Annotated in this window: 19 protein-coding genes; 11 read left to right on the forward strand and 8 right to left on the reverse strand. The window is 71.6% G+C overall.

Annotated elements, in window-relative coordinates; translation table 11 throughout:
* Positions 1-49: 49 nt before the first annotated feature.
* The 7 genes from ACIHIX_RS27630 to ACIHIX_RS27660 all read left to right on the forward strand — a co-directional run bounded on the left by ACIHIX_RS27630 (position 50) and on the right by ACIHIX_RS27660 (position 6,609).
* Positions 50-823, forward strand: coding sequence for an MHYT domain-containing protein (locus tag ACIHIX_RS27630; protein ID WP_399960650.1), 774 nt, complete (start codon positions 50-52; stop codon positions 821-823).
* A 46-nt stretch (positions 824-869) separates the two neighbouring features.
* Positions 870-3,419, forward strand: a complete 2,550-nt coding sequence (locus ACIHIX_RS27635; protein ID WP_399960652.1) for a nitrate- and nitrite sensing domain-containing protein — start codon at positions 870-872, stop codon at positions 3,417-3,419.
* Complete coding sequence (locus tag ACIHIX_RS27640) at positions 3,416-3,850, forward strand: roadblock/LC7 domain-containing protein (RefSeq protein ID WP_399960654.1); 435 nt, start codon at positions 3,416-3,418, stop codon at positions 3,848-3,850. Before ACIHIX_RS27635 ends, ACIHIX_RS27640 begins: the two co-directional genes overlap by 4 nt.
* 20 nt (positions 3,851-3,870) lie before the next feature.
* Positions 3,871-4,284, forward strand: a complete 414-nt coding sequence (locus tag ACIHIX_RS27645) for a DUF742 domain-containing protein (protein ID WP_399960656.1) — start codon at positions 3,871-3,873, stop codon at positions 4,282-4,284.
* A gap of 147 nt (positions 4,285-4,431) precedes the next feature.
* The gene (locus ACIHIX_RS27650; RefSeq protein ID WP_399960658.1) at positions 4,432-5,037 is read left to right on the forward strand and encodes a GTP-binding protein; all 606 of its coding nucleotides are present in this window, start codon (positions 4,432-4,434) and stop codon (positions 5,035-5,037) included.
* A 138-nt stretch (positions 5,038-5,175) separates the two neighbouring features.
* On the forward strand, positions 5,176-5,589 hold the full coding sequence (locus ACIHIX_RS27655) for a roadblock/LC7 domain-containing protein (RefSeq protein WP_399960659.1): 414 nt from the start codon (positions 5,176-5,178) through the stop codon (positions 5,587-5,589).
* A 126-nt stretch (positions 5,590-5,715) separates the two neighbouring features.
* Positions 5,716-6,609 carry a DUF6397 family protein gene (locus tag ACIHIX_RS27660; RefSeq protein WP_399960662.1) on the forward strand — a complete coding sequence of 298 codons (894 nt, stop codon included), beginning with the start codon at positions 5,716-5,718 and terminating at the stop codon, positions 6,607-6,609.
* A gap of 35 nt (positions 6,610-6,644) precedes the next feature.
* Here the strand turns inward: ACIHIX_RS27660 and ACIHIX_RS27665 are convergent, their stop codons facing one another.
* Positions 6,645-7,514, reverse strand: coding sequence for an acyl-CoA thioesterase (locus ACIHIX_RS27665; protein ID WP_399960664.1), 870 nt, complete (start codon positions 7,512-7,514; stop codon positions 6,645-6,647).
* A 19-nt stretch (positions 7,515-7,533) separates the two neighbouring features.
* On the reverse strand, positions 7,534-10,047 hold the full coding sequence (locus ACIHIX_RS27670) for a DEAD/DEAH box helicase (protein ID WP_399960666.1): 2,514 nt from the start codon (positions 10,045-10,047) through the stop codon (positions 7,534-7,536).
* A 145-nt stretch (positions 10,048-10,192) separates the two neighbouring features.
* Between ACIHIX_RS27670 and ACIHIX_RS27675 the strand changes: the two genes are divergently transcribed.
* Positions 10,193-10,987 carry a metal-dependent hydrolase gene (locus tag ACIHIX_RS27675; protein ID WP_399960668.1) on the forward strand — a complete coding sequence of 265 codons (795 nt, stop codon included), beginning with the start codon at positions 10,193-10,195 and terminating at the stop codon, positions 10,985-10,987.
* Between the two features lie 29 nt (positions 10,988-11,016).
* Here the strand turns inward: ACIHIX_RS27675 and ACIHIX_RS27680 are convergent, their stop codons facing one another.
* From ACIHIX_RS27680 to ACIHIX_RS27695, 4 genes are all read right to left on the reverse strand, one after another.
* A complete protein-coding gene (locus tag ACIHIX_RS27680; protein WP_399960670.1) occupies positions 11,017-11,283 on the reverse strand; it encodes a type B 50S ribosomal protein L31 in 267 nt (88 codons plus the stop codon).
* A 15-nt stretch (positions 11,284-11,298) separates the two neighbouring features.
* Positions 11,299-11,760, reverse strand: a complete 462-nt coding sequence (locus ACIHIX_RS27685; protein WP_399960672.1) for a DUF5709 domain-containing protein — start codon at positions 11,758-11,760, stop codon at positions 11,299-11,301.
* A gap of 108 nt (positions 11,761-11,868) precedes the next feature.
* Positions 11,869-12,567: a hypothetical protein gene (locus ACIHIX_RS27690; protein ID WP_399960674.1), complete on the reverse strand. Its 699-nt coding sequence runs from the start codon at positions 12,565-12,567 to the stop codon at positions 11,869-11,871.
* Positions 12,557-13,156, reverse strand: coding sequence for an RNA polymerase sigma factor (locus ACIHIX_RS27695; protein WP_399960676.1), 600 nt, complete (start codon positions 13,154-13,156; stop codon positions 12,557-12,559). Before ACIHIX_RS27695 ends, ACIHIX_RS27690 begins: the two co-directional genes overlap by 11 nt.
* A gap of 96 nt (positions 13,157-13,252) precedes the next feature.
* On the opposite strand from ACIHIX_RS27695, the gene ACIHIX_RS27700 reads away from it, so the two are divergent.
* Positions 13,253-13,765: a hypothetical protein gene (locus ACIHIX_RS27700; protein WP_399960678.1), complete on the forward strand. Its 513-nt coding sequence runs from the start codon at positions 13,253-13,255 to the stop codon at positions 13,763-13,765.
* Between the two features lie 25 nt (positions 13,766-13,790).
* Here the strand turns inward: ACIHIX_RS27700 and ACIHIX_RS27705 are convergent, their stop codons facing one another.
* Together ACIHIX_RS27705 and ACIHIX_RS27710 are read right to left on the reverse strand one after the other, a co-directional pair.
* Positions 13,791-15,572: an ABC transporter ATP-binding protein gene (locus ACIHIX_RS27705; RefSeq protein ID WP_399960680.1), complete on the reverse strand. Its 1,782-nt coding sequence runs from the start codon at positions 15,570-15,572 to the stop codon at positions 13,791-13,793.
* Entirely contained in the window at positions 15,569-17,353 is a 1,785-nt protein-coding gene (locus ACIHIX_RS27710) for an ABC transporter transmembrane domain-containing protein (protein ID WP_399960682.1), read from the reverse strand. The genes ACIHIX_RS27705 and ACIHIX_RS27710 overlap by 4 nt, the downstream gene beginning before the upstream one ends.
* A 147-nt stretch (positions 17,354-17,500) precedes the next feature.
* Between ACIHIX_RS27710 and ACIHIX_RS27715 the strand changes: the two genes are divergently transcribed.
* Positions 17,501-18,205 carry a L,D-transpeptidase family protein gene (locus tag ACIHIX_RS27715; protein WP_399960684.1) on the forward strand — a complete coding sequence of 235 codons (705 nt, stop codon included), beginning with the start codon at positions 17,501-17,503 and terminating at the stop codon, positions 18,203-18,205.
* Between the two features lie 57 nt (positions 18,206-18,262).
* Positions 18,263-19,846: a peptide-N4-asparagine amidase gene (locus tag ACIHIX_RS27720; RefSeq protein ID WP_399960686.1), complete on the forward strand. Its 1,584-nt coding sequence runs from the start codon at positions 18,263-18,265 to the stop codon at positions 19,844-19,846.
* Positions 19,847-19,890: the final 44 nt, after the last annotated feature.

Genomic DNA, 19,890 nt, shown 5'->3' on the forward strand with positions numbered 1-19,890 from the left:
GAAATGCGCCCCCTTTGTGCTCCCATGCCCCGACTAGCGTCCCGGGGCCATGGGACACCTGGACCACGCAGCCCTCGGCTGGCTGACCCCCGTGCTGTCGTACGTGATGGCCTGTATCGGCGCCGCACTCGGCCTGCGCTGCACCATGCGCGCGCTCGGCGCCACCGGACGCTCGCGCCGCAACTGGCTCATCACCGCCGCCTCGGCGCTCGGTACCGGAATCTGGACCATGCACTTCGTGGCCATGCTCGGCTTCAGCGTCAGCGGCACCGACATCCGCTACGACGTGCCGCTCACCATCGTGAGCCTGCTCGTCGCCATGATCGTCGTCTGTGCCGGCGTCTTCGCCGTCGGCTACAGCCGCGACCGGGGCCGCGCGCTCCTCCTCGGCGGGCTCACCACCGGACTCGGCGTCGCCAGCATGCACTACCTGGGCATGGCCGCCGTACGTCTGCACGGGCAGGTGCGCTACGACCCGATGCTCGTCGGGCTCTCCGTGCTCATCGCCGTCGTGGCCGCGACAGCCGCGCTGTGGGCGGCGCTCAACATCAAGTCGCCCGTCGCCGTCACCATCGCCTCCCTGATCATGGGAGCCGCGGTGAGCAGCATGCACTACACCGGCATGTTCGCGGTGAGCGTGCGCGTCACGCCGTCCGCCGCCGCACTGTCCGGGGCCACGGCGATGCAGTTCATCTTCCCGCTCGCCGTGGGCCTCGGGTCCTATCTGTTCCTGACCTCGGCCTTCGTCGCGCTGTCGCCCTCCACGGGCGAGCGCGAGGCATCCGCCTCGGCCCAGCGGGCGGTCGAGCGCGCCGCCCACTGAGGGCGCCCCTTTGGGCAAGCCGAACCACTCTCCGAGGCAGGAGGCCATGCGAACTCCCCGTAGGACCCCCACGACCGACTCCGAGACACCGTCCGCCGCCCCGACCCGAGGCCGCCGCGCCCACGCCGGGCCGCCGGCGGACGAGGGCCAGGACGAGTCGGCGGGCGCCGTCCCCGACGACCCGCCCACGCGCGCGGGAGGCTGGCGGATACGTCCGCGCACCGTACGCGCCAAGATCGTCTGCCTGTTGATGGTGCCGGTCGTCTCCCTGCTGGCCCTGTGGGCGTACGCCACCGTCAGCACCGCCCAGGACGTCTCCCGGCTGCGGCAGTTGCAGCGCGTCGACTCCGAGATCCGTACACCCGTCGCGGCGGCCGTCGCCGCCCTCCAGGCCGAGCGCGCGGCCGCGGTCGGCTACGCCACCGAGCCGACCGTCAACCGCGGCAGCGACGTCAGGACCCTCGCGGAACGCACCGACAAGGCCGTGGCCGAGCTGCGGCTCGGCGAGGGCAACACCGTCGCCGACGGCGAAGAGCTGCCCGCCGGAGTGGCTCAGCGCCTCGAGACCTTCGTCAGCGGCGCCGAGGATCTGCGCTCGCTCAGGACCGCGGTCCTCGACCGCCGGGCCGGCTGGGACGAGACGTACGGCCGGTACACACGCGCCATCACGAAGGCCTTCGCCGTCGGCGGCGCCCTCACCGGCATCCAGGACGCCCAACTCGGCTCCGACGCACGCGTGCTGCTGGAGTTCTCCCGCGCGGGCGAGGCCCTCGCCCAGGAGGACGTGGTGCTCTCCAGCGCCCGCCTCGCCGGACGTCTGGACGGACAGCGGCTGCGACTGTTCACCGGCGCCGTCGACACCCGCCGCGCGCTCACCGAGTCCGCCGTCGCCGATCTGCGCGGCTCCGAGCGCGCCGCCTGGCAGGACCTCGCCCACGGCGGCGACTACGGCGCCGTCGCCGCCGTCGAGGACAGGGTCCTCGCGAGCCGCGCCGGCACCTCGGCGATCGCCTCCGCGCCCGAGGCCATCTGGACCAAGGCACACGTGCGCGTGCAGGGCGGGATGCGGACCATCGAGGCGGACGCGGGACGCGGGGTCGCGCACCGGGCCGACCCGTTCACCCGCGGGCTGCTCACCCCGGCCGGCGCCGCCGTGCTGTTCGGCCTCGCCGCCGTCGCCGCCTCCCTGGTCATCTCCGTCCGCATCGGACGCGGACTCGTCGTCGAGCTGGTGAGCCTGCGCAACAGCGCCCTGGAGATCGCCCGGCGCAAACTCCCCGAGGCCATGCGGAAACTGCGCGCCGGTGAGGAGATCGACGTCCGGGCGGAGGCGCCTTCGGGGCCACCCGCCGAGGACGAGACGGGCCAGGTCGCCGAGGCCCTCGGCACCGTGCACCGCGCCGCGCTGCGAGCCGCCGTGGAGCGCGCCGAACTCGCCAGCGGAATCTCCGGGGTGTTCGTCAACCTCGCCCGGCGCAGCCAGGTGCTGGTCCACCGTCAACTCAGCCTCCTGGACAGCATGGAACGCCGCTCCGAGGACCCCGGCGAGCTGAGCGACCTCTTCCGCCTCGACCACCTCACCACCCGCATGCGGCGTCATGCCGAGAGCCTGATCATCCTCTCCGGGGCCGCGCCCGGCCGCGCCTGGCGCATGCCCGTCTCCCTGACCAACGTCGTCCGCGCGGCCGTCTCGGAGGTCGAGGACTACGCGCGCGTGGAGGTACGGCAGCTTCCCGAGGCCTCCGTCGTGGGCGGTGCCGTCGCCGACCTCACCCACCTCCTCGCGGAGATCGTCGAGAACGCCGCACAGTTCTCACCCCCGCACACGCGCGTACGCGTCACCGGCGAACCCGTCGGCAACGGCTACGCGATCGAGGTCGAGGACCGCGGACTCGGCATGGGCAAGGAGACTCTCACCGAGGCCAACCGCCGCATCGAGCAGTCCGAGGCGCTCGACCTCTTCGACAGCGACCGGCTCGGCCTGTTCGTGGTCAGCAGGCTCGCGGCCCGCCACGGCATCAAGGTGCATCTGCGCACCTCGCCCTACGGCGGCACCACCGCGGTGGTCCTGCTGCCCACCGCTCTGCTGCACAGCGGCGCGGAGGAACGTTCCCCTCGCCGGACCGCCGATCCCGAACGCGAGTACGCGCGCGTGCCCGGCGCCGTCCGCCTCCAGGAGTCCGTCCACGCGTCGGCCGACCGCCCCGCCCTGGTGGCGCCCGCGCCGGCCGTGGCGGAGAGCACCGCGACGGCGAGGGCGGAGGCGGCGAGCGACACCCCGCCCCCCGGCGTCGCCACCCTCCGTCTGCACCGCCCCCCGGAGGACACCCCGGCTCCGGAGGCGGACACCTCGGACGACCTCCCGCGCCGGGTCCGGCAGGCGAACCTGGCCCCTCAACTACGTGCGCCGCGCACCGAGGAATCCGAGCCGCAACCCGGCCCCCGGGGCGAGGACCGGCGCACCCCCGAGCTCGTACGGGACCGTATGGCGGCCTACCGCGACGGCTGGGCGCGCGGCGGCGGCCGACAGCCCGGCCGCGGCGCCGCCCCGGAGCCCCGCGCGGCAAGAGACAGCAGCGAAGGAGACCCCACATGATCCAGGACCCGGGCATGAGGGCCGCACAGCGGTCCGGCGAACTCGACTGGCTGCTGGACGACCTGGTGCTGCGCGTCAGCGAGGTACGGCACGCCGTGGTGCTGTCCAACGACGGTCTCGCCGTCGGCTCGTCGACCGACCTGCGCCGCGAGGACGCGGAACACCTCGCCGCGGTCGCCTCCGGCTTCCACAGTCTGGCCAAGGGCGCCGGGCGCCACTTCGGCGCGGGCGGGGTCCGGCAGACGATGGTCGAGATGGACGACGGCTTCCTGTTCGTGGCCGCCGCGGGCGACGGCTCCTGTCTCGCCCTCCTCACCGCGGTCACCGCCGACATCGGGCTCGTGGCCTACGAGATGGCCCGGCTGGTCAAGCGCGTGGGTGAGCACCTGTACACCGCGCCGCGGGTGGCCGCGAGGCCACCGGCCGGATGAGACGAGAAGGCGGTCCGCTCATGACGGAGGACATGACGGGCGCCCCGCGCGAGCAGGGCAGCCAGTGGTACGACGGCGAGGCCGGGCCCCTCGTGCGCCCGTACGCCATGACGGGCGGCCGGACCAAGCCCGGCCCCACCGGGGTGCGTTTCGACCTCATCGCCCTCGTCACCCTGGACACGGCGGCGCCCGCACCCGACGAGGACACCTCGCTGGGGCCGGAGCACCGGGCACTGATCGAACTGTGCCGCCTCGAGACCCAGTCGGTCGCCGAACTCGCCGCCGACGCGGATCTGCCCTTGGGTGTGGTGCGCGTGCTGCTCGGCGACCTTCTGGAACTCGGCTGTGTCACCGTCAGCCGTCCCGTGCCGCCCGCACAGCTTCCTGACGAACGGATTCTGCGCGAGGTGATCGAGGGACTGCGAGCTCTGTAGATGAAACTTCGAAAGCTCATGCGCACGACTCGGTCATATCGGTCAAATAGCGATCCAACCCCCCGAAGGGGTACCGCAGTTGTCATCATGCTGACTTCACGCACCTGCACCGCCGACCGTTGCCGGCACTCCCGAGAGAAGTGATCGATGGTCTCCGAGCACTCCGATGCCCAGGGCGGCGAGCCGACCGCGCTGGCGTTGAAGATACTGGTCGCCGGCGGGTTCGGCGTGGGCAAGACCACCCTGGTGGGCGCGGTCAGCGAGATCAGGCCGCTGCGGACCGAGGAACTGCTCAGCGAGGCAGGTCAGTTGGTGGACGACACCGACGGTGTGGACCAGAAGGTCACGACGACGGTCGCCATGGACTTCGGCCGCATCACCATCCGCTCCGGTCTCTCCCTCTATCTCTTCGGCACCCCCGGGCAGGACCGTTTCTGGTTCCTGTGGGACGAACTGTCGCAGGGCGCACTCGGCGCCGTCGTCCTCGCGGACACCCGGCGCCTTGAGGACTGCTTCCCCGCGGTCGACTACTTCGAGCACCGGCACATCCCGTTCGTGGTGGCCGTCAACTGCTTCTCGGGCGCCCGCACCTACGGCGCCCAGGACGTCTCGCGCGCCCTCGACCTGGACCGCGGGACGCCGGTGGTGCTGTGCGACGCCCGGGACCGTGACTCGGGGAAGGAGGTGCTGATCCGGCTCGTCGAGTACGCCGGGCGGATGCACACCGCCCGGCTCCTCGACTCGGTGAGCTGAACGCGGTCAAGTGACCGAAGGCCGCCGTTCCTTACCTGTGCCTTGCCCTGTCCTCCTTGCCCCCGGCACCGGTCGTCCGGAAGGGTGGCGAGAAGCTTCTCCGGCCAGGGGGAGACGTCACACGGGGAGACGGAAAACATGGCGCAGAACCAGGGACTCGGCTGGCTGCTGGACGATCTGACCGAGCGCGTCGACCATGTCCGGCACGCGTTGGTGCTGTCCAACGACGGCCTGGTCGCGGGGGCCAGTACGGGCCTGCGACGCGAGGACGCCGAGCACCTCGCGGCCGTCGCCTCCGGACTGCACAGCCTGGCCAAGGGTTCCGGCCGGCACTTCGGCGCGGGCAGAGTCCGTCAGACGATGGTCGAGTTCGACGACGCGGTGCTGTTCGTCACCGCCGCGGGCACCGGCAGCTGCCTGTGCGTCCTCAGCGGTGCGCAGGCCGACATCGGCCAGATCGCCTACGAGATGACCCTGCTCGTCAACCGGGTCGGCGAGCACCTCGGCGTGGATGTCCGCCAGCCCGAGCGCAGCCCGGCTGGAGACCTCTGACCTGCTGCTTTGTCGTACCCCGTGGAGTTATCCACAGGCTCGCACCGAGATTCGCCGGACCGGATACGGTTTTTGTCACGGCGATCGCACACAGCGTGAGCATCGACTCCACGGGGGAGTACGACCATGGCAGGCAACACCCTCACCAGGCCCCAGCAGCTCCCGTTCACTCCGGGGCGCGCGGCCCGCGAACTGGGCCTCAAGCGGAACGAGTTCGACCTGGCGGTCCATCTCGGCCATATCCGGACCGTCCCCGACGACGGCGGAGGGGGGCGTAGGATCGCCCGCTCCGAGACCGACCGGGTGCGTGCCGCGGACGGCTTCCCCGAAGCGCTCCTCAAACGCGTGCGGGTCGTCGGCACCACCGAGGGCGCGGAGGTCATGGACCTCCCCGTCGGCCGGTTCACCCGACTCGCGCGCCTCGGCGTGGTGGCACCGGTGCGCTTCTACCTGAACAGGTATCGGGCCGTCGTCTGGCTCTATCTAGCCGAGGAACTCGAACAGTTCGCCGCCGACGAGCAGAACTCCGCGCTCCTGCACGCCCGCCGCATGCCCGAAGGAATGCGGGCGCTGCTGGACGAGGGCGTGGACCTGCGTCCGCGCAACTGGCGTGCCCGGCACCGGGAGTTCCTGCTGCGGTCGGCCGACGGACCGTGGGAGAGCGCCGGAGCCCTCGCCGCCTTCCTCGACCCCGTCGAGATCGCGGAGCTCGTCCGCGACCCGTACGAGCGCTCCTACCTGAACCGCTTCCGGCCGATGCCGCCGCACCAGGGCACACCGGGCACGCCCGCGGCGCTGCTCACGGAGCGGATCATGACAGCCGACGACCCCGACGAGATCAGCCGGTTGCGGCGGGAACTCACCCGGGCCCTGGAGGACGCCCGGATGTTCCGGCCCGCGCCTCGCCCCGCGGGGGAGCAGCGGCCGACCGTGCCGCTGTCACCGCCCCCGCCCGACGAGCCCGCGCCCCAGGAGGCACCCCGACGCATCCTGGGCTGGCTGCGCCGCAGAAGCGCGTGACACGCGCGAACCGCGGAACCGCAAGTGCACCGGCTCTACAGCGCCCGGAACAGCCCTTCCTGGACAACGGACACCAGCAGGTGCCCCTCCCGGTCGTAGATCCGCCCACGGGCCAGACCTCGCCCGCCGGTCGCGATCGGGGACTCCTGGTCGTACAGGAACCACTCGTCCGCGCGGAACGGCCGGTGGAACCACATGGCGTGATCCAACGAGGCGATGTCGAAGCTGCGCGGACCCCACAGGGGTTCGACCGGGATGCGTACGGCGTCCAGGAGCGTCATGTCGCTGGCGTACGTCAAAGCGCAGGTGTGCACGACGGGGTCGTCCCCGAGCGGACCGACCGCGCGCATCCACACCGCACTGCGCGGCTCGGCGTCCTTGACCTCCTCGGGCGTCCAGCGCAGTCGGTCCACATAGCGGATGTCGAAGGGCTGACGGCGCGCCATCCGCTCCAACTGCTCCGGCAGTGCCCCCAGATGCTCACGGATCTCCTCCGTGACCGTCGGCAGGGACTCGGGATCCGGCACCTCGCGCGCCGGCGGCAGTTGGTGGTCGAACGACCCTTGCTCAGGCTGGTGAAAGGAGGCGGTGAGATTGAAGATCGTGCGGCCCTGCTGCACGGCGGTGACCCGGCGGGTGGTGAACGACCGGCCGTCCCGCACCCGCTCGACCTGGTACACGATCGGCACGCCCGGCCGGCCGGGACGCAGGAAGTACGCGTGCAGCGAGTGCACCGGCCGGTCGCCCTCGGTGGTGCGGGCGGCGGCGACCAGCGCCTGTCCCGCGACCTGCCCGCCGAAGACCCGTTGCAGGGACTCGTGCGGGCTGCGGCCGCGGAAGATGTTGACCTCGATCTGCTCCAGGTCGAGGAGGTCGACCAGGCGCTCGGCCGGGTTCGTCGTCATGAGTGCGTTTCTCCTGTGCTCACAGCTGGCCGACGGCGGTGACACGGACGACCGCGCGGCCCTCGGCGTCGGAGGCCGTCAGGTCGACCTCCGCGCTGATGCCCCAGTCGTGGTCGTCGTTCGGGTCGTCGAAGATCTGCCGGACGCGCCACAGACGGTTCTCCGGTTCCTCCTCGATGATGAGCAGCTTGGGGCCGCGGGCGTCGGGGCCGGTGCCGAGGTCGTCGTACTCGTCCCAGTACTTGTCCATGGCCTCGCCCCACGCGTCGGCGTCCCAGCCGGCCTCGCCGTCCATCTCGCCGAGCTCCTCGACCTGGTCCAGGGCGGCGAGCTCGACGCGGCGGAACATGGCGTTGCGGACCAGGACCCGGAAGGCACGCGCGTTGGTGGTGACCGGCTTGACCTCGTCGGCCCGCTCCTGGGCCTCCTCGGCGGTCATCTCCTCCGGGTTGGCGAGCTGCTCCCACTCGTCGAGCAGACTGGAGTCGACCTGGCGGACCATCTCGCCGAGCCACTCGATCAGGTCCTGGAGGTCCTCCGACTTGAGGTCGTCCGGGATGTTGTGGTCGAGCGTCTTGAAGGCACTGGCGAGGTAGCGCAGCACGATGCCCTCGGTCCGGGCGAGCTCGTAGTACGACACCAACTCCGTGAAGGACATCGCCCGTTCGTACATGTCACGGATGACGGACTTCGGGGAGAGCGGATGGTCGCCGACCCAGGGGTGGCTCTTGCGGTAGGTGTCGTACGCGTGGAAGAGCAGCTCCTCCAGCGGCTTCGGGTAGGAGATGTCCTGGAGGCGCTCCATGCGCTCCTCGTACTCGATGCCGTCGGCCTTCATCGCGGCGACGGCCTCGCCCTTCGCCTTGTTCAGCTGGGCGACGAGGATCTGGCGCGGGTCGTCCAGCGTGGACTCGACCACGGAGACCATGTCCAGGGCGTAGGACGGCGATTCGGGGTCGAGGAGTTCGAACGCGGCGAGCGCGAAGGTGGACAGCGGCTGGTTCAGCGCGAAGTCCTGCTGGAGATCGACCGTGAGGCGGACGATACGACCGCTGGCGTCCGGCTCGTCGAGCTTCTCGACGATGCCGCCGTCCAGCAGGGAGCGGTAGATGGCGATCGCCCGGCGGATGTGCTTGAGCTGCTGCTTGCGCGGCTCGTGGTTGTCCTCCAGCAGATGCCGCATCGCGTCGAAGGCGTTGCCCGGACGGGCGATCACCGACAGCAGCATCGTGTGCGTGACCCGGAAGCGGGACGTCAGCGGCTCCGGGTCGGAGGCGATGAGCTTGTCGAAGGTGTTCTCCGTCCAGGCGACGAAACCCTCCGGCGCCTTCTTGCGGACCACCTTGCGGCGCTTCTTCGGGTCGTCGCCCGCCTTGGCGAGCGCCTTCTCGTTCTCGACGACATGCTCGGGCGCCTGCGCGACGACGAAGCCCGCCGTGTCGAACCCGGCCCGCCCGGCGCGGCCGGCGATCTGATGGAACTCACGGTTGCGCAGGGTGCGGACCCGGTTGCCGTCGTACTTGGTCAGAGCCGTGAACAGCACCGTGCGGATGGGGACGTTGACACCCACACCGAGCGTGTCGGTACCGCAGATGACCTTCAGCAGACCGGCCTGCGCGAGCTTCTCCACCAGACGCCGGTACTTGGGCAGCATGCCGGCGTGATGGACCCCGATGCCGTGCCGTACGTAACGGGAGAGGTTGCGGCCGAACTTGGTGGTGAAGCGGAAGTTGCCGATGAGGTCGGCGATCTGCTCCTTCTCCTCCTTCGAGCACATGTTGATGCTCATCAGCGCCTGCGCCCGCTCCACGGCCTGCGCCTGCGTGAAGTGCACGATGTAGACCGGCGCCTGCCTGGTCTGGAGGAGCTCGGTGAGCGTCTCGGTGAGCGGGGTGAACCTGTACTCGTAGGAGAGCGGTACCGGACGGGTCGCCGAGCGGACCACCGACGTCGGACGCCCGGTGCGCCGGGTGAGGTCCTGCTCGAACATCGAGACGTCGCCGAGCGTGGCCGACATCAGGATGAACTGCGCCTGCGGCAGCTCCAGGATCGGGATCTGCCAGGCCCAGCCGCGGTCGCCCTCCGCGTAGAAGTGGAACTCGTCCATGACCACCTGGCCGACGTCCGCCTGCTTGCCGTCGCGCAGCGCGATCGACGCGAGCACCTCGGCGGTGCAGCAGATGACGGGGGCGTCGGCGTTGACGGAGGCGTCGCCGGTGAGCATGCCGACGTTCTCGGTGCCGAAGATCTTGCACAGCTCGAAGAACTTCTCCGAGACCAGCGCCTTGATCGGAGCCGTGTAGAAGGTGACCTCGTCCCGGGCGAGTGCGGCGAAGTGCGCGGCCGCCGCGATCATGCTCTTGCCGGAGCCGGTGGGCGTCGACACGATCACGTTCGCCCCGGAGACCACCTCGATCAGCGCCTCCTCCTGATGGGGGTAGAGCGTGAGCCCGCGCTCCTCGGCCCACGACTCGAAGGCTTCGTAGAGAGCGTCGGGGTCTGCGGTCTGCGGCAGTCGATCGATGAGGGTCACCCACCCATCTTGCCTGCCCTTGCCCACTACAGGGGAATCGGATGCGGGTACGAAGATCACGAGCAGTACGCTGTGTCGCCGACGAGGCGTCAGGGCATCCGGTCAACTGCGCAGCGGTACACGAGGAATGGGGCGGGCAACGCCGATGATGGGACCAGCACACTCACTGTCGGGGGCCGCGGCCTGGCTCGGGGTCGGAGCGGCGGCCGCCGCGGCGGGGCACGCGATGCCCTGGCCGGTCCTGCTGGCCGGAGCGCTGATCTGCGCGGGAGCCGCGCTCGCTCCCGACCTCGACCACAAGGCGGCCACCATCTCGCGCGCGTTCGGGCCCATCTCACGAGGGCTCTGCGAGATCGTCGACAAGCTCTCCTACGCCGTCTACAAGGCCACCAAGAAGCAGGGCGACCCGCGTCGCTCCGGCGGGCACCGCACCCTGACCCACACCTGGCTGTGGGCCGTCCTGATCGGCGCGGGCGCCTCGGTCGCGGCGATCACCGGTGGCCGTTGGGCCGTCCTCGCGATCCTCTTCGTGCACATGGTGCTCGCCATCGAGGGCCTGCTGTGGCGGGCGACCCGCGGCTCCAGCGCCGACGTCCTGGTCTGGCTGCTGGCCGCGACCAGCGCGTGGATCATCGCCGGGGTCCTGGACAAGCCCGGCAACGGCTCGGACTGGCTCTTCACGGACCCGGGGCAGGAGTACCTGTGGCTGGGCCTGCCGATCGTGCTCGGCGCGCTGGTCCACGACATCGGGGACGCCCTGACGGTGTCGGGCTGCCCGATCCTGTGGCCGATCCCGGTGGGCCGCAAGCGCTGGTACCCGATCGGGCCGCCCAAGGCCATGCGGTTCCGGGCCGGCAGCTGGGTCGAGCTGAAGGTGCTGATGCCGGCGTTCATGCTGCTCGGCGGGGTGGGCTGCGCGGCGGCGCTGAACTTCATCTGAGGGCGGGGCCGCGTCGGCGGCCCCGGTGCTCAGCGTTCGGAGGCCGCCTCGGCGCCGCCTCCGTAGCGCCGCTCGAAGCGGGCTACCCGCCCTTCCGTGTCCACGGTCCGGGCCTGGCCGGTGTAGAACGGGTGGCTCTCGGAGGAGATCTCCACGTCCACCACGGGGTAGGTCTCGCCGTCGTCCCACTCGATGGTGCGGTCACTTGTGGCGGTGGACCGGGTCAGGAAGGCGTATCCGGCGGCCCGGTCGCGGAAGACGACCGAGTGGTAGTCGGGGTGCTTGTCCTGCTGCATGTGCGCTCCTCGGGGTCAGCCGGACAGGGCGTCCTCGTCGACGATGTGCATCGCGGCCTCCTCGGCGGAGGCGGCGGCGCCGTCGATGCCCACGTCCGTGGCGATCAGGGCGCTCTCCTCGTCCTCGTGGGCACCTTCGTCGGGTGCGACGAGACGGCCGGAGCGACGGGCGCCGACCTCGTTGTCCAGGAGTTCGCCGTCGGTGCCGTCACAGTCGCCGATGCCGTCGTCGTCGGGGGTGGCGAGATCGGGCAGTTCCTCGGCGAGCCGCTGGTCCAGACTCTCGCGCTCGGCCGCCGTCACACCGGTGTGCTCCACGGCCCATGGTCGGTCCGGAGGGGACCAGCCCCGGTCGAGAGGGTCGTCGACACCGTCGTTCTCCAGGGTGTCCTCCGCGTCGAGCAGCCCGGAGTCGTCCTGGATCTCGGATCCGTCAGGCTGGTAGACGTCGTCTCCCCATCCGTCGGCGCTGTTCACGGGTACCTCCAGGTGGTGGGGACGGGGCGCTCCCCGAGCCGGTGCCGTTATCCAGCCTTCCACCCCTTTTCGGGACCGCGCAACGGCACGGGCGCCTGGCTTGCGGTGTCAGAAGTCCATCTGCGCCGACGACCACACATGCCCCCCGCCCGTCACCAGCTCCACCCGGTCCACGGAGTCGGCGGCCCCGTACGCGATCCAGGTGGCCCGCCCGGAGGAGGGGAGCCGCCAGTGGCCCGCGTCGCGGGTGGTGCCGTCCTTGAGGAGGAGCCGGCAGGTGTAGTGCGTGCCGGGCCGGCCGTCCGTGATCTGCATGACGAGCACGGGCTCGGTGCCGTAGCGGCTGGGCTCGACCGTGCCGACGGTCGCACCCGAACCGGTGACCAGCAGTGCCCCCCGGTCACTCACCGCCACCTGGGAGGCGGACGGCGACCCCGGATCGACGAGCACCGCACCGGCCGTCCCCAGGCAGATCCCGGCCGCGGCGGCAGCGGCGACCAGCAGCGGCATCCGGTACGACCGCCGCCGCCTCGTGCGCTGCTCCGGGCGCGACTCGGTGCGTCCCGGCGCGGGCAGCTCCAGCCGTTCGAGGACCCGCGCGTCGAACCCGGCGGGAGGCGCCACGGAGGGCGCGGCGGGCAGCACGGAGTCGACGGCCGCCGAGAAGTCGTCGTACGTGGCGCGGCAGACCGGGCAGGCGGTGAGGTGGCGCAGCAGCTCGGCCGGTTCCCCCGGGAGCGTGCCGAGGGCCAGGGCGAGCAGTTCGTCCTCGTCGGGGTGGGCGTCGGGACCGGGCTCACGTGCCATCTCGGCCTCCCTCCTTCAGCGCCTCGCGCAGCCTGCGCAGGCCGGTGCGGATGCGGGTCTTGGCGGTGCCGAGCGGGATGTCCTCGTGCCGGCCCACCTCCGCCGCCGTACAGCCGCCGATCACGGCGAGAGCCACGGCGCGCGCCTGTTCCTCCGGCAGGGAGCGCAGCCGGGCGAGGGCGCGCTCGCTCTCCAGGGCGACCAGGGCGAGCCGCTCCGTGTCGTCGGGCTCCTGCGCGTCGGCCCGCAAGGTGACGTCGATGAGCCGTTCGAGGGTCTCGGCCAGCACCGGCGTGGGCCGGCGGGCGCGGACGGCGTCGATGGCGGCGTTGCGTGTGATGGTCAGCAGCCAGGTGAGGGCCGAGGCACGGCGGGGGTCGTAGCTGCCCGCCGCCCGCCAGGCCCGCACGAACACCTCCTGGCTCACGTCCTCGGCGAGGCCCGGTTCGCGGGTCACCGACAGGGCGAGGCCGTACACGGCGTTCTGGAAGCGGCGGACGAAGGCGGTCGCGGCCTGCTCGTCGCCCAGCGCGAAGCCGGCGACGAGCGAGGCGTCGTCGACCCGGTCCGCGCGGGGAAACAGTTCCACGCTTCTGTATACGTCCGATCCGGGCGGAGGGATTGCGCGGCAATCCCTATGCCGACGCCGGCCGTACAACCTCCGTCGGAAGGAACGGAGACGATCATGAACCGAATCAGGATCACCCTGACCGGGATCGCATGCGTGGCGGCACTGGGGCTGGCCGGTTGCGGCGGCGGTGGGTCGTACGGCGGCGGATCCGACAGCACGGCGTCCACCGCGACGGACACATCCACCGTGAAGGTGAGCGACTCGCCGCTCGGCGGCATCCTTGTCGACGGCGGGGGCCGCACGCTCTACCTGTTCACTGCGGACGGCAAGAACACCAACTCCATGAAGTGCGACACCTCGTGCCTCAAGCTGTGGCCGCCGATGGAGGGCAAGCCGAAGGCCGGTTCCGGGGCCGATGCCGGTCTCATCGGGACCACGAAGGGCAGCAAGCCGCAGGCGACGTACGCGGGACACCCGCTCTACTACTACGCCAAGGACAAGGCGCCGGGTGACAGCAAGGGGCAGGGCATCGACGGGATCTGGTACGTGCTCGGCGCCGAGGGGAAGGCGAACAAGGCCTCCCTCCCCTCGGCGGACGACGATGGCACCGGCGGCTACGGCTACTGACTTGCCCACCGCGCGGCGCGCCCCGTCACCCGTGCCACGACCTCCACAGCGCCGCGTACGCCCCCTGCGCCGCGACCAGCTCGTCATGGCTGCCCAGCTCGCTGATGCGGCCGTTCTCGACGACGGCGATCACGTCCGCGTCATGGGCGGTGTGCAGCCGGTGGGCGATGGCGACGACGGTGCGGCCGTCGAGGACGCGGGCCAGGGACCGCTCCAGATGACGGGCCGCGCGCGGATCGAGCAGCGACGTCGCCTCGTCCAGGACCAGCGTGTGCGGGTCGGCCAGCACCAGGCGGGCCAGCGCGATCTGCTGGGCCTGCGCCGGGGTGAGGGAGAACCCGCCCGAACCGACCTCGGTGTCGAGTCCCTCGTCGAGCGCCCGCGCCCAGCCGTCCGCGTCGACCGCACCCAGCGCCGCCCACAGCTCGGCGTCCTCGGCGCCGGTGCGGGCGAGGAGGAGGTTGTCGCGCAGGGAGCCCACGAAGACGTGGTGCTCCTGGTTGACCAGGGCGACGTGCGAGCGCACGCCCTCCGCCGTCATCCGGGACAGTTCCGCGCCGCCCAGGGTGATCCGGCCGTCCCGCGGCGCGTAGATGCCCGCGAGCAGCCGGCCCAGGGTCGACTTCCCCGCGCCGGACGGGCCGACCAGCGCCATCCGGGTGCCGGGGGCGACCTCCAGGGACACCTTGCGCAGCACGTCCACGCCCTCCAGGTAGCCGAAGTGCACCCCGTCCGCCCGCACCTGGCGTCCGTCGGGGGCCACGGCGGCGTCACCGGCGTCCGGTTCGACCTCGCGGACGCCGACCAGGCGGGCCAGCGAGACCTGGGCGACCTGCAACTCGTCGTACCAGCGCAGGATCAGCCCGACCGGGTCGACGAGCATCTGCGCGATCAGCGCACCGGTCGTCAACTGGCCGACGTCGATCCAGCCGTGCAGGACGAACACGCCGCCCACCATCAGGACCGAGCCGAGGATCATCACGTGGGTGATGTTGATGAACGGGAACAGCACGGACCGCAGCCAGAGCGTGTACCGCTCCCACGCCGTCCACTCCTTGATGCGCCGCTCCGACAGCTCGACGCGACGCTCCCCGAGGCGGTGCGCCTCGACGGTGCGCCCGGCGTCCACGGTCTCGGCGAGAGCGGCGGCGACGGCGGCGTACCCGGCGGCCTCCGACCGGTAGGCGGACGGCGCCCGCCTGAAGTACCAGCGGCAGCCGATCACCAGCAGCGGCAGGGCGAGCAGCACGGCCGCGGCCAGCGGTGGCGCGGTGACCACGAGCCCGCCGAGCAGCAGCGCCACCCACACCACGCCGATCGCCAGCTGCGGCACGGCCTCGCGCATGGCGTTGGCCAGCCGGTCGATGTCGGTGGTGATCCGGGACAGCAGGTCGCCGGTGCCGGCCCGTTCCAGCACGCCTGGCGGCAGCCCGACCGAGCGCACGAGGAAGTCCTCGCGCAGGTCGGCCAGCATCCGCTCGCCGAGCATCGCGCCGCGCAGCCGCACCTGCCGCACGAACACGGCCTGGACGGCGAGCGCGGCCACGAACAGCCCCGCGGTCAGCTCCAGATGCACCTCCCGGGCCCCTTCCGAGACCCGGTCCACGAGCCCGCCCAGCAGCCACGGCCCCACCATCGACGCCATCACCGACACCGTGTTGACGGCGACGAGGACGAGGAAGGCACGGCGGTGCCGGCGGAACAGTTCGGCCACATAGGCGCGTACGGTGGCGGGGCCCCCGACGGGCAGGGTGTTCGCCGTCGTCGGGGCCGCCGGGTCGTACGCCGGTGGCGCCACGCCGATCATGCTGTCTCCTCGATCTCTTCCAGCTCTTCGAGCTCTTCCAGTTCGTGGTCGGTCTCGCGGGTGACGACCGCGCGGTACCGGGGTTCCTTGTGCACGAGTTCGCGGTGCACGCCCACGGCCACGACCTCGCCCTCGTGGACCAGGACGACCCGGTCCGCGCGGTCCAGCAGCAGGGGCGAGGAGGTGAACACCACGGTGGTGCGGCCCGCCCGCAACTCCCGTACGCCCTCGGCGATCCGGGCCTCGGTGTGCGAGTCGACGGCCGAGGTCGGCTCGTCCAGGACGAGCACCTCCGGGTCGGTGAACAGCGACCGGGCCAGCGCGAGCCGCTGGCGCTGACCACCCGACAGGGAGCGCCCGCGTTCGGTGATCCGGGCGTCCAGCGGGTCCTCGACGCCGAGCGAGCCCTGCACCAGGGCGGCCAGGACGTCGTCGCACTGCGCGGCCGTCAGCGCCTCGCGGGGGTCGACGTCGCCCGACGCGGGCACGTCCAGCAGCTCGCGCAGCGTCCCGGAGAGCAGGACCGGGTCCTTGTCCTGGACGAGGACGGCCGTGCGCGCGGCGGAGAGCGGCAACTCGTCCAGCGGCACGCCGCCCAGCAGCACCGACGGGTCCTCCCCGGCCGAGATGGGGTGGCCGCCCAGCCGGTCCGCCAGCAGCCCCGCAGCGTCGGGGTCGCCGCACACCACGGCGGTGAGCCGCCCCGTGGGCGCGAGCATTCCGGTCGCCGGGTCGTACAGGTCACCGGACGGCGCCTCAGCGGCCAGCGAGCCCTCGGCGGACGTGACCCGCTCCAGCGACAGCACGCGCGCGGCCCGGCGGGCCGACGGACGCGAGAAGGAGTACGCCATGGCGATCTCCTCGAAGTGCCGCAGCGGATAGCTCATGATCATGACCGAGCTGTAGACGGTGACGAGTTCGCCGACGGTGATGCGGCCCTCGCGGGCGAGGCCGACGCCGTGCCAGACGACCGCGATCAGCAGCAGCCCCGGCAGCAGCACCTGGATCGCGGAGATCAGGGCCCACATCCGGGCGCTGCGCACGGCGGCGTGCCGTACCTCCTGGGAGGCGCTGCGGTAGCGGTCGAGGAACAGCTCCTCGCCGCCGATCCCGCGCAGTACCCGCAGTCCGGCGACGGTGTCCGAGGCCAGCTCGGTGGCGCGGCCGGCCTTCTCGCGCTGGAAGTCGGCCCGTCGGGTCGCCCGGGGCAGCAGCGGCAGCACCGCGAGCGCCAGTACGGGCAGACCGACGGCGACGACCACACCGAGCGCGGGCTGGTAGACCAGCAGGCCCACGCAGACGAGCACGATGGTGAGCGCGGCGGCGGTGAACCGGGAGACGGCCTCCACGAACCAGCCGATCTTCTCGACGTCGCCGGTGGAGACGGCCACGACCTCACCGGCCGCGACCCGCCGCGTCAGCGCCGAGCCCAGAGTGGCCGCCTTGCGGGCGAGCAGCTGCTGGACGCGGGCGGCGGCCGTGATCCAGTTGGTGATGGCGGTGCGGTGCAGAAAAGTGTCGCCGAGCGCGATGGCGGCACCGGCCAGCGCCAGCAGCCCGCCCGCGAGGGCGAGCCGGGTGCCGGAGCGGTCGACGACGGCCTGGACGGCGAGGCCCACACAGAACGGCAGGGCGGACACGGAGACGAAGTGCAGCAGTCCCCAGGACAGGGATCTGAGCTGGCCGCCCAGTTGATTCCGGAAGAGCCACCACAGGAATCGGGGACCGGAGCGCGCGTCCGGCACACCCGGGTCGGGATAAGGAAGGTCTTGGATCTGCATGACGGATGACGTCCCAGTGGCTCGTGTCAGGGGGGTGGTTGGGCCCGCGGACGGCGGTAGCAAACCGTGAAAGGTTCGCGTCATTCCGTGGTCGGGGGCAACCGGTTTTCCGCGTGTCGGGGTGCGCCCCGGTGCGACCATGGCGCCGTGTCGATCGATGTGCGGTGTGCGGTGCTCTGCGGCTCCCTGATCCTGGCCCTGTCCGCCTGTGCGGTATCACCGGACGCGGGCTCGCCGACGAAACCCCGGGCCGGTGCCGCGACCGTCGCCCCGAGCGGCATCCCCGACGTCGGTGACCGCCTCCGGCGCCGCATCCCCGCCGACGCGCGCCAGGTCGTCGCGGTCTACGGAGCCGGCGAGGACTCGCCGGACTCCACGGTCGCGCTCTACACGAAGCGGGGCTCCGCATGGCACCGCGTCCGTGACTGGCCCGCGCACAACGGCAAGAAGGGCTGGACGACCGACCACCACGAGGGCGACAAGCGCAGCCCCGTGGGCGTGTTCACGCTCACCGACGCGGGCGGCGTCCTGGCGGACCCCGGTTCGCGACTCCCGTACACGCGGTCCGCCGCCTTCGCGGCCCCGCGCTGGTGGGCGAAGTCGCACTGGCACGACTTCGACTACGTCATCGCCATCGACTACAACCGCGTCAAGGGCACCCCGCCGAACGACCCGACCCGCCCCGAGGGCGACCCCAAGGGCGGCGGGATCTGGCTGCACATGGACCACGGCAGCGGTACGTCGGCGTGCGTCAGCCTGTCCAAGCCCGCGATGGAGTACCTCCTGCGCACGCTCGACCCGGACCGGCACCCGGTGGTGGTGATGGGGGACAGGGCCGACCTGGCGGGCTAGTACGCGCGGGGGAGGCGTCATTGCGCGGGGCGCCCGACTCGCCGTAGAACACCGGCCATGAAGAGACGGCTCATCATGTCCATGCTCGCCGGAGCGACCCTCCTCGCGAGCACCCTCCTGGGAACCGCGCCGGTCCAAGCCGCAGACGTCCCCGCCGAGTTCGGCAGCGACTGGCACGACCCCATCACCGCCGCGCCCCCCGTCGCCAAGCCTTCCGGCAGGTCCTGCCAAGTCACCCTCGCCGAAGCCCGGTTCCGCGACTTCACCCCGTACAAGGGGAGTTACACACCGCCCGACGGCTGCGGCGACCGCTGGAGTAAGGTGGTCCTGCGGATGGACGGCAAGGTGAAGGGCCGTCAGTACGACCGGCTCGGGTATCTGCGGGTCGGCGGGGTTGAGATCTTCCGTACGTCGACTCCGGAGCCGTCGCCCGACGGGATCGAGTGGTCGGTCGAGAAGGACGTCACGCGCTACAGCGACACCCTCCGCTCCGCCCAGGACGTCGAGATGCTCATCGGCAACGTCGTCGACGACACGTACACGGGTGTCATCGACGTCAAGGTCACGCTGACGTTCTACGCCGGCAGGCCCGACGCGGCGAAGGTCCCCGACCGGGTCCTGCCCCTCACCGACGGCACCGTCACGACCCCGCGCAACAGCGAACGCATCGTCGCCGAGGTGTACGCCACCGGCTCGGGCGGCGGTTGTGAGGAGTACTGGTATCTGACGGTGCCCGACGAGGCGCCGTACTCCTGCAAGGCGACGGGCGGCCCCTATCGTGAGGTGCAGATCAAGGTCGACGGCCAACTCGCCGGCATCGCCGCCCCGTTCCCGCACGTGTGGACCGGCGGCTGGTCCAACCCCTTCCTCTGGTACGTGATTCCGGGACCGCGCGCCTTCGACGTCAAGCCGATAGAATACGACCTGACGCCGTTCGCGGGTCTCCTCAACGACGGTGCGCCGCACCGAATCCAAGTGGACGTCGTCGGCGTCCCCGAGGGGCAGAGCGGCTGGAGCGCGCCCGTGAACGTCGCCGTCTGGCAGGACGCCAGGAGCGCCCACGTCACCGGGAGGCTCACCACGCACACCGTCGGCGACCTCACCAACTCCTCGTCGTACACGCCCGGTTCGGAGCACCGACTCAACACCGAGGGCGCCCATCGGCTCACCGTCGCCGGTTACGTCGACACCTCGCACGGCCGCGTGACCACCACCGTCCGCCGGTCGCTGGCCAACACCTCCACACACCGCTGGACCGAAAGCGAGAACGTCGACGGTCTCCAAGCGACCTGGACGGACGCCGAGGCGGTCACGGTCGACGGGCGCGGCCCGGCGCACACGACGCGCACGCAGCGGACGTACACGATGGACGGCACCACGACGATCGGCGCGGACGACCGGCTGCGGACCGTGCTGACGCTCGGGGACCGGGCCTCGGTCGCCACCGACGGACGCCTGCGGCACCGTCTCGACGACACCTACACCGGCGACGCCACCTGGACCCTGAACGTCCCGCGCGACCAGCGGCACGCGGTCGGCACGACGAGTGAGCGCTACCGGTCGTACGGCCCCGGCGGCTGCTACGACCGTTCCCTGACCACCGTTCAGGGGGTGCTCACCGAGGATCACGCGGGCTGCTGACGGGAGTTGTGTGCGATGCGTCACTCACGGTGTGATTTACCCGG

Source organism: Streptomyces sp. NPDC051913 (genome assembly GCF_044593635.1).
Lineage (GTDB): Bacteria > Actinomycetota > Actinomycetes > Streptomycetales > Streptomycetaceae > Streptomyces.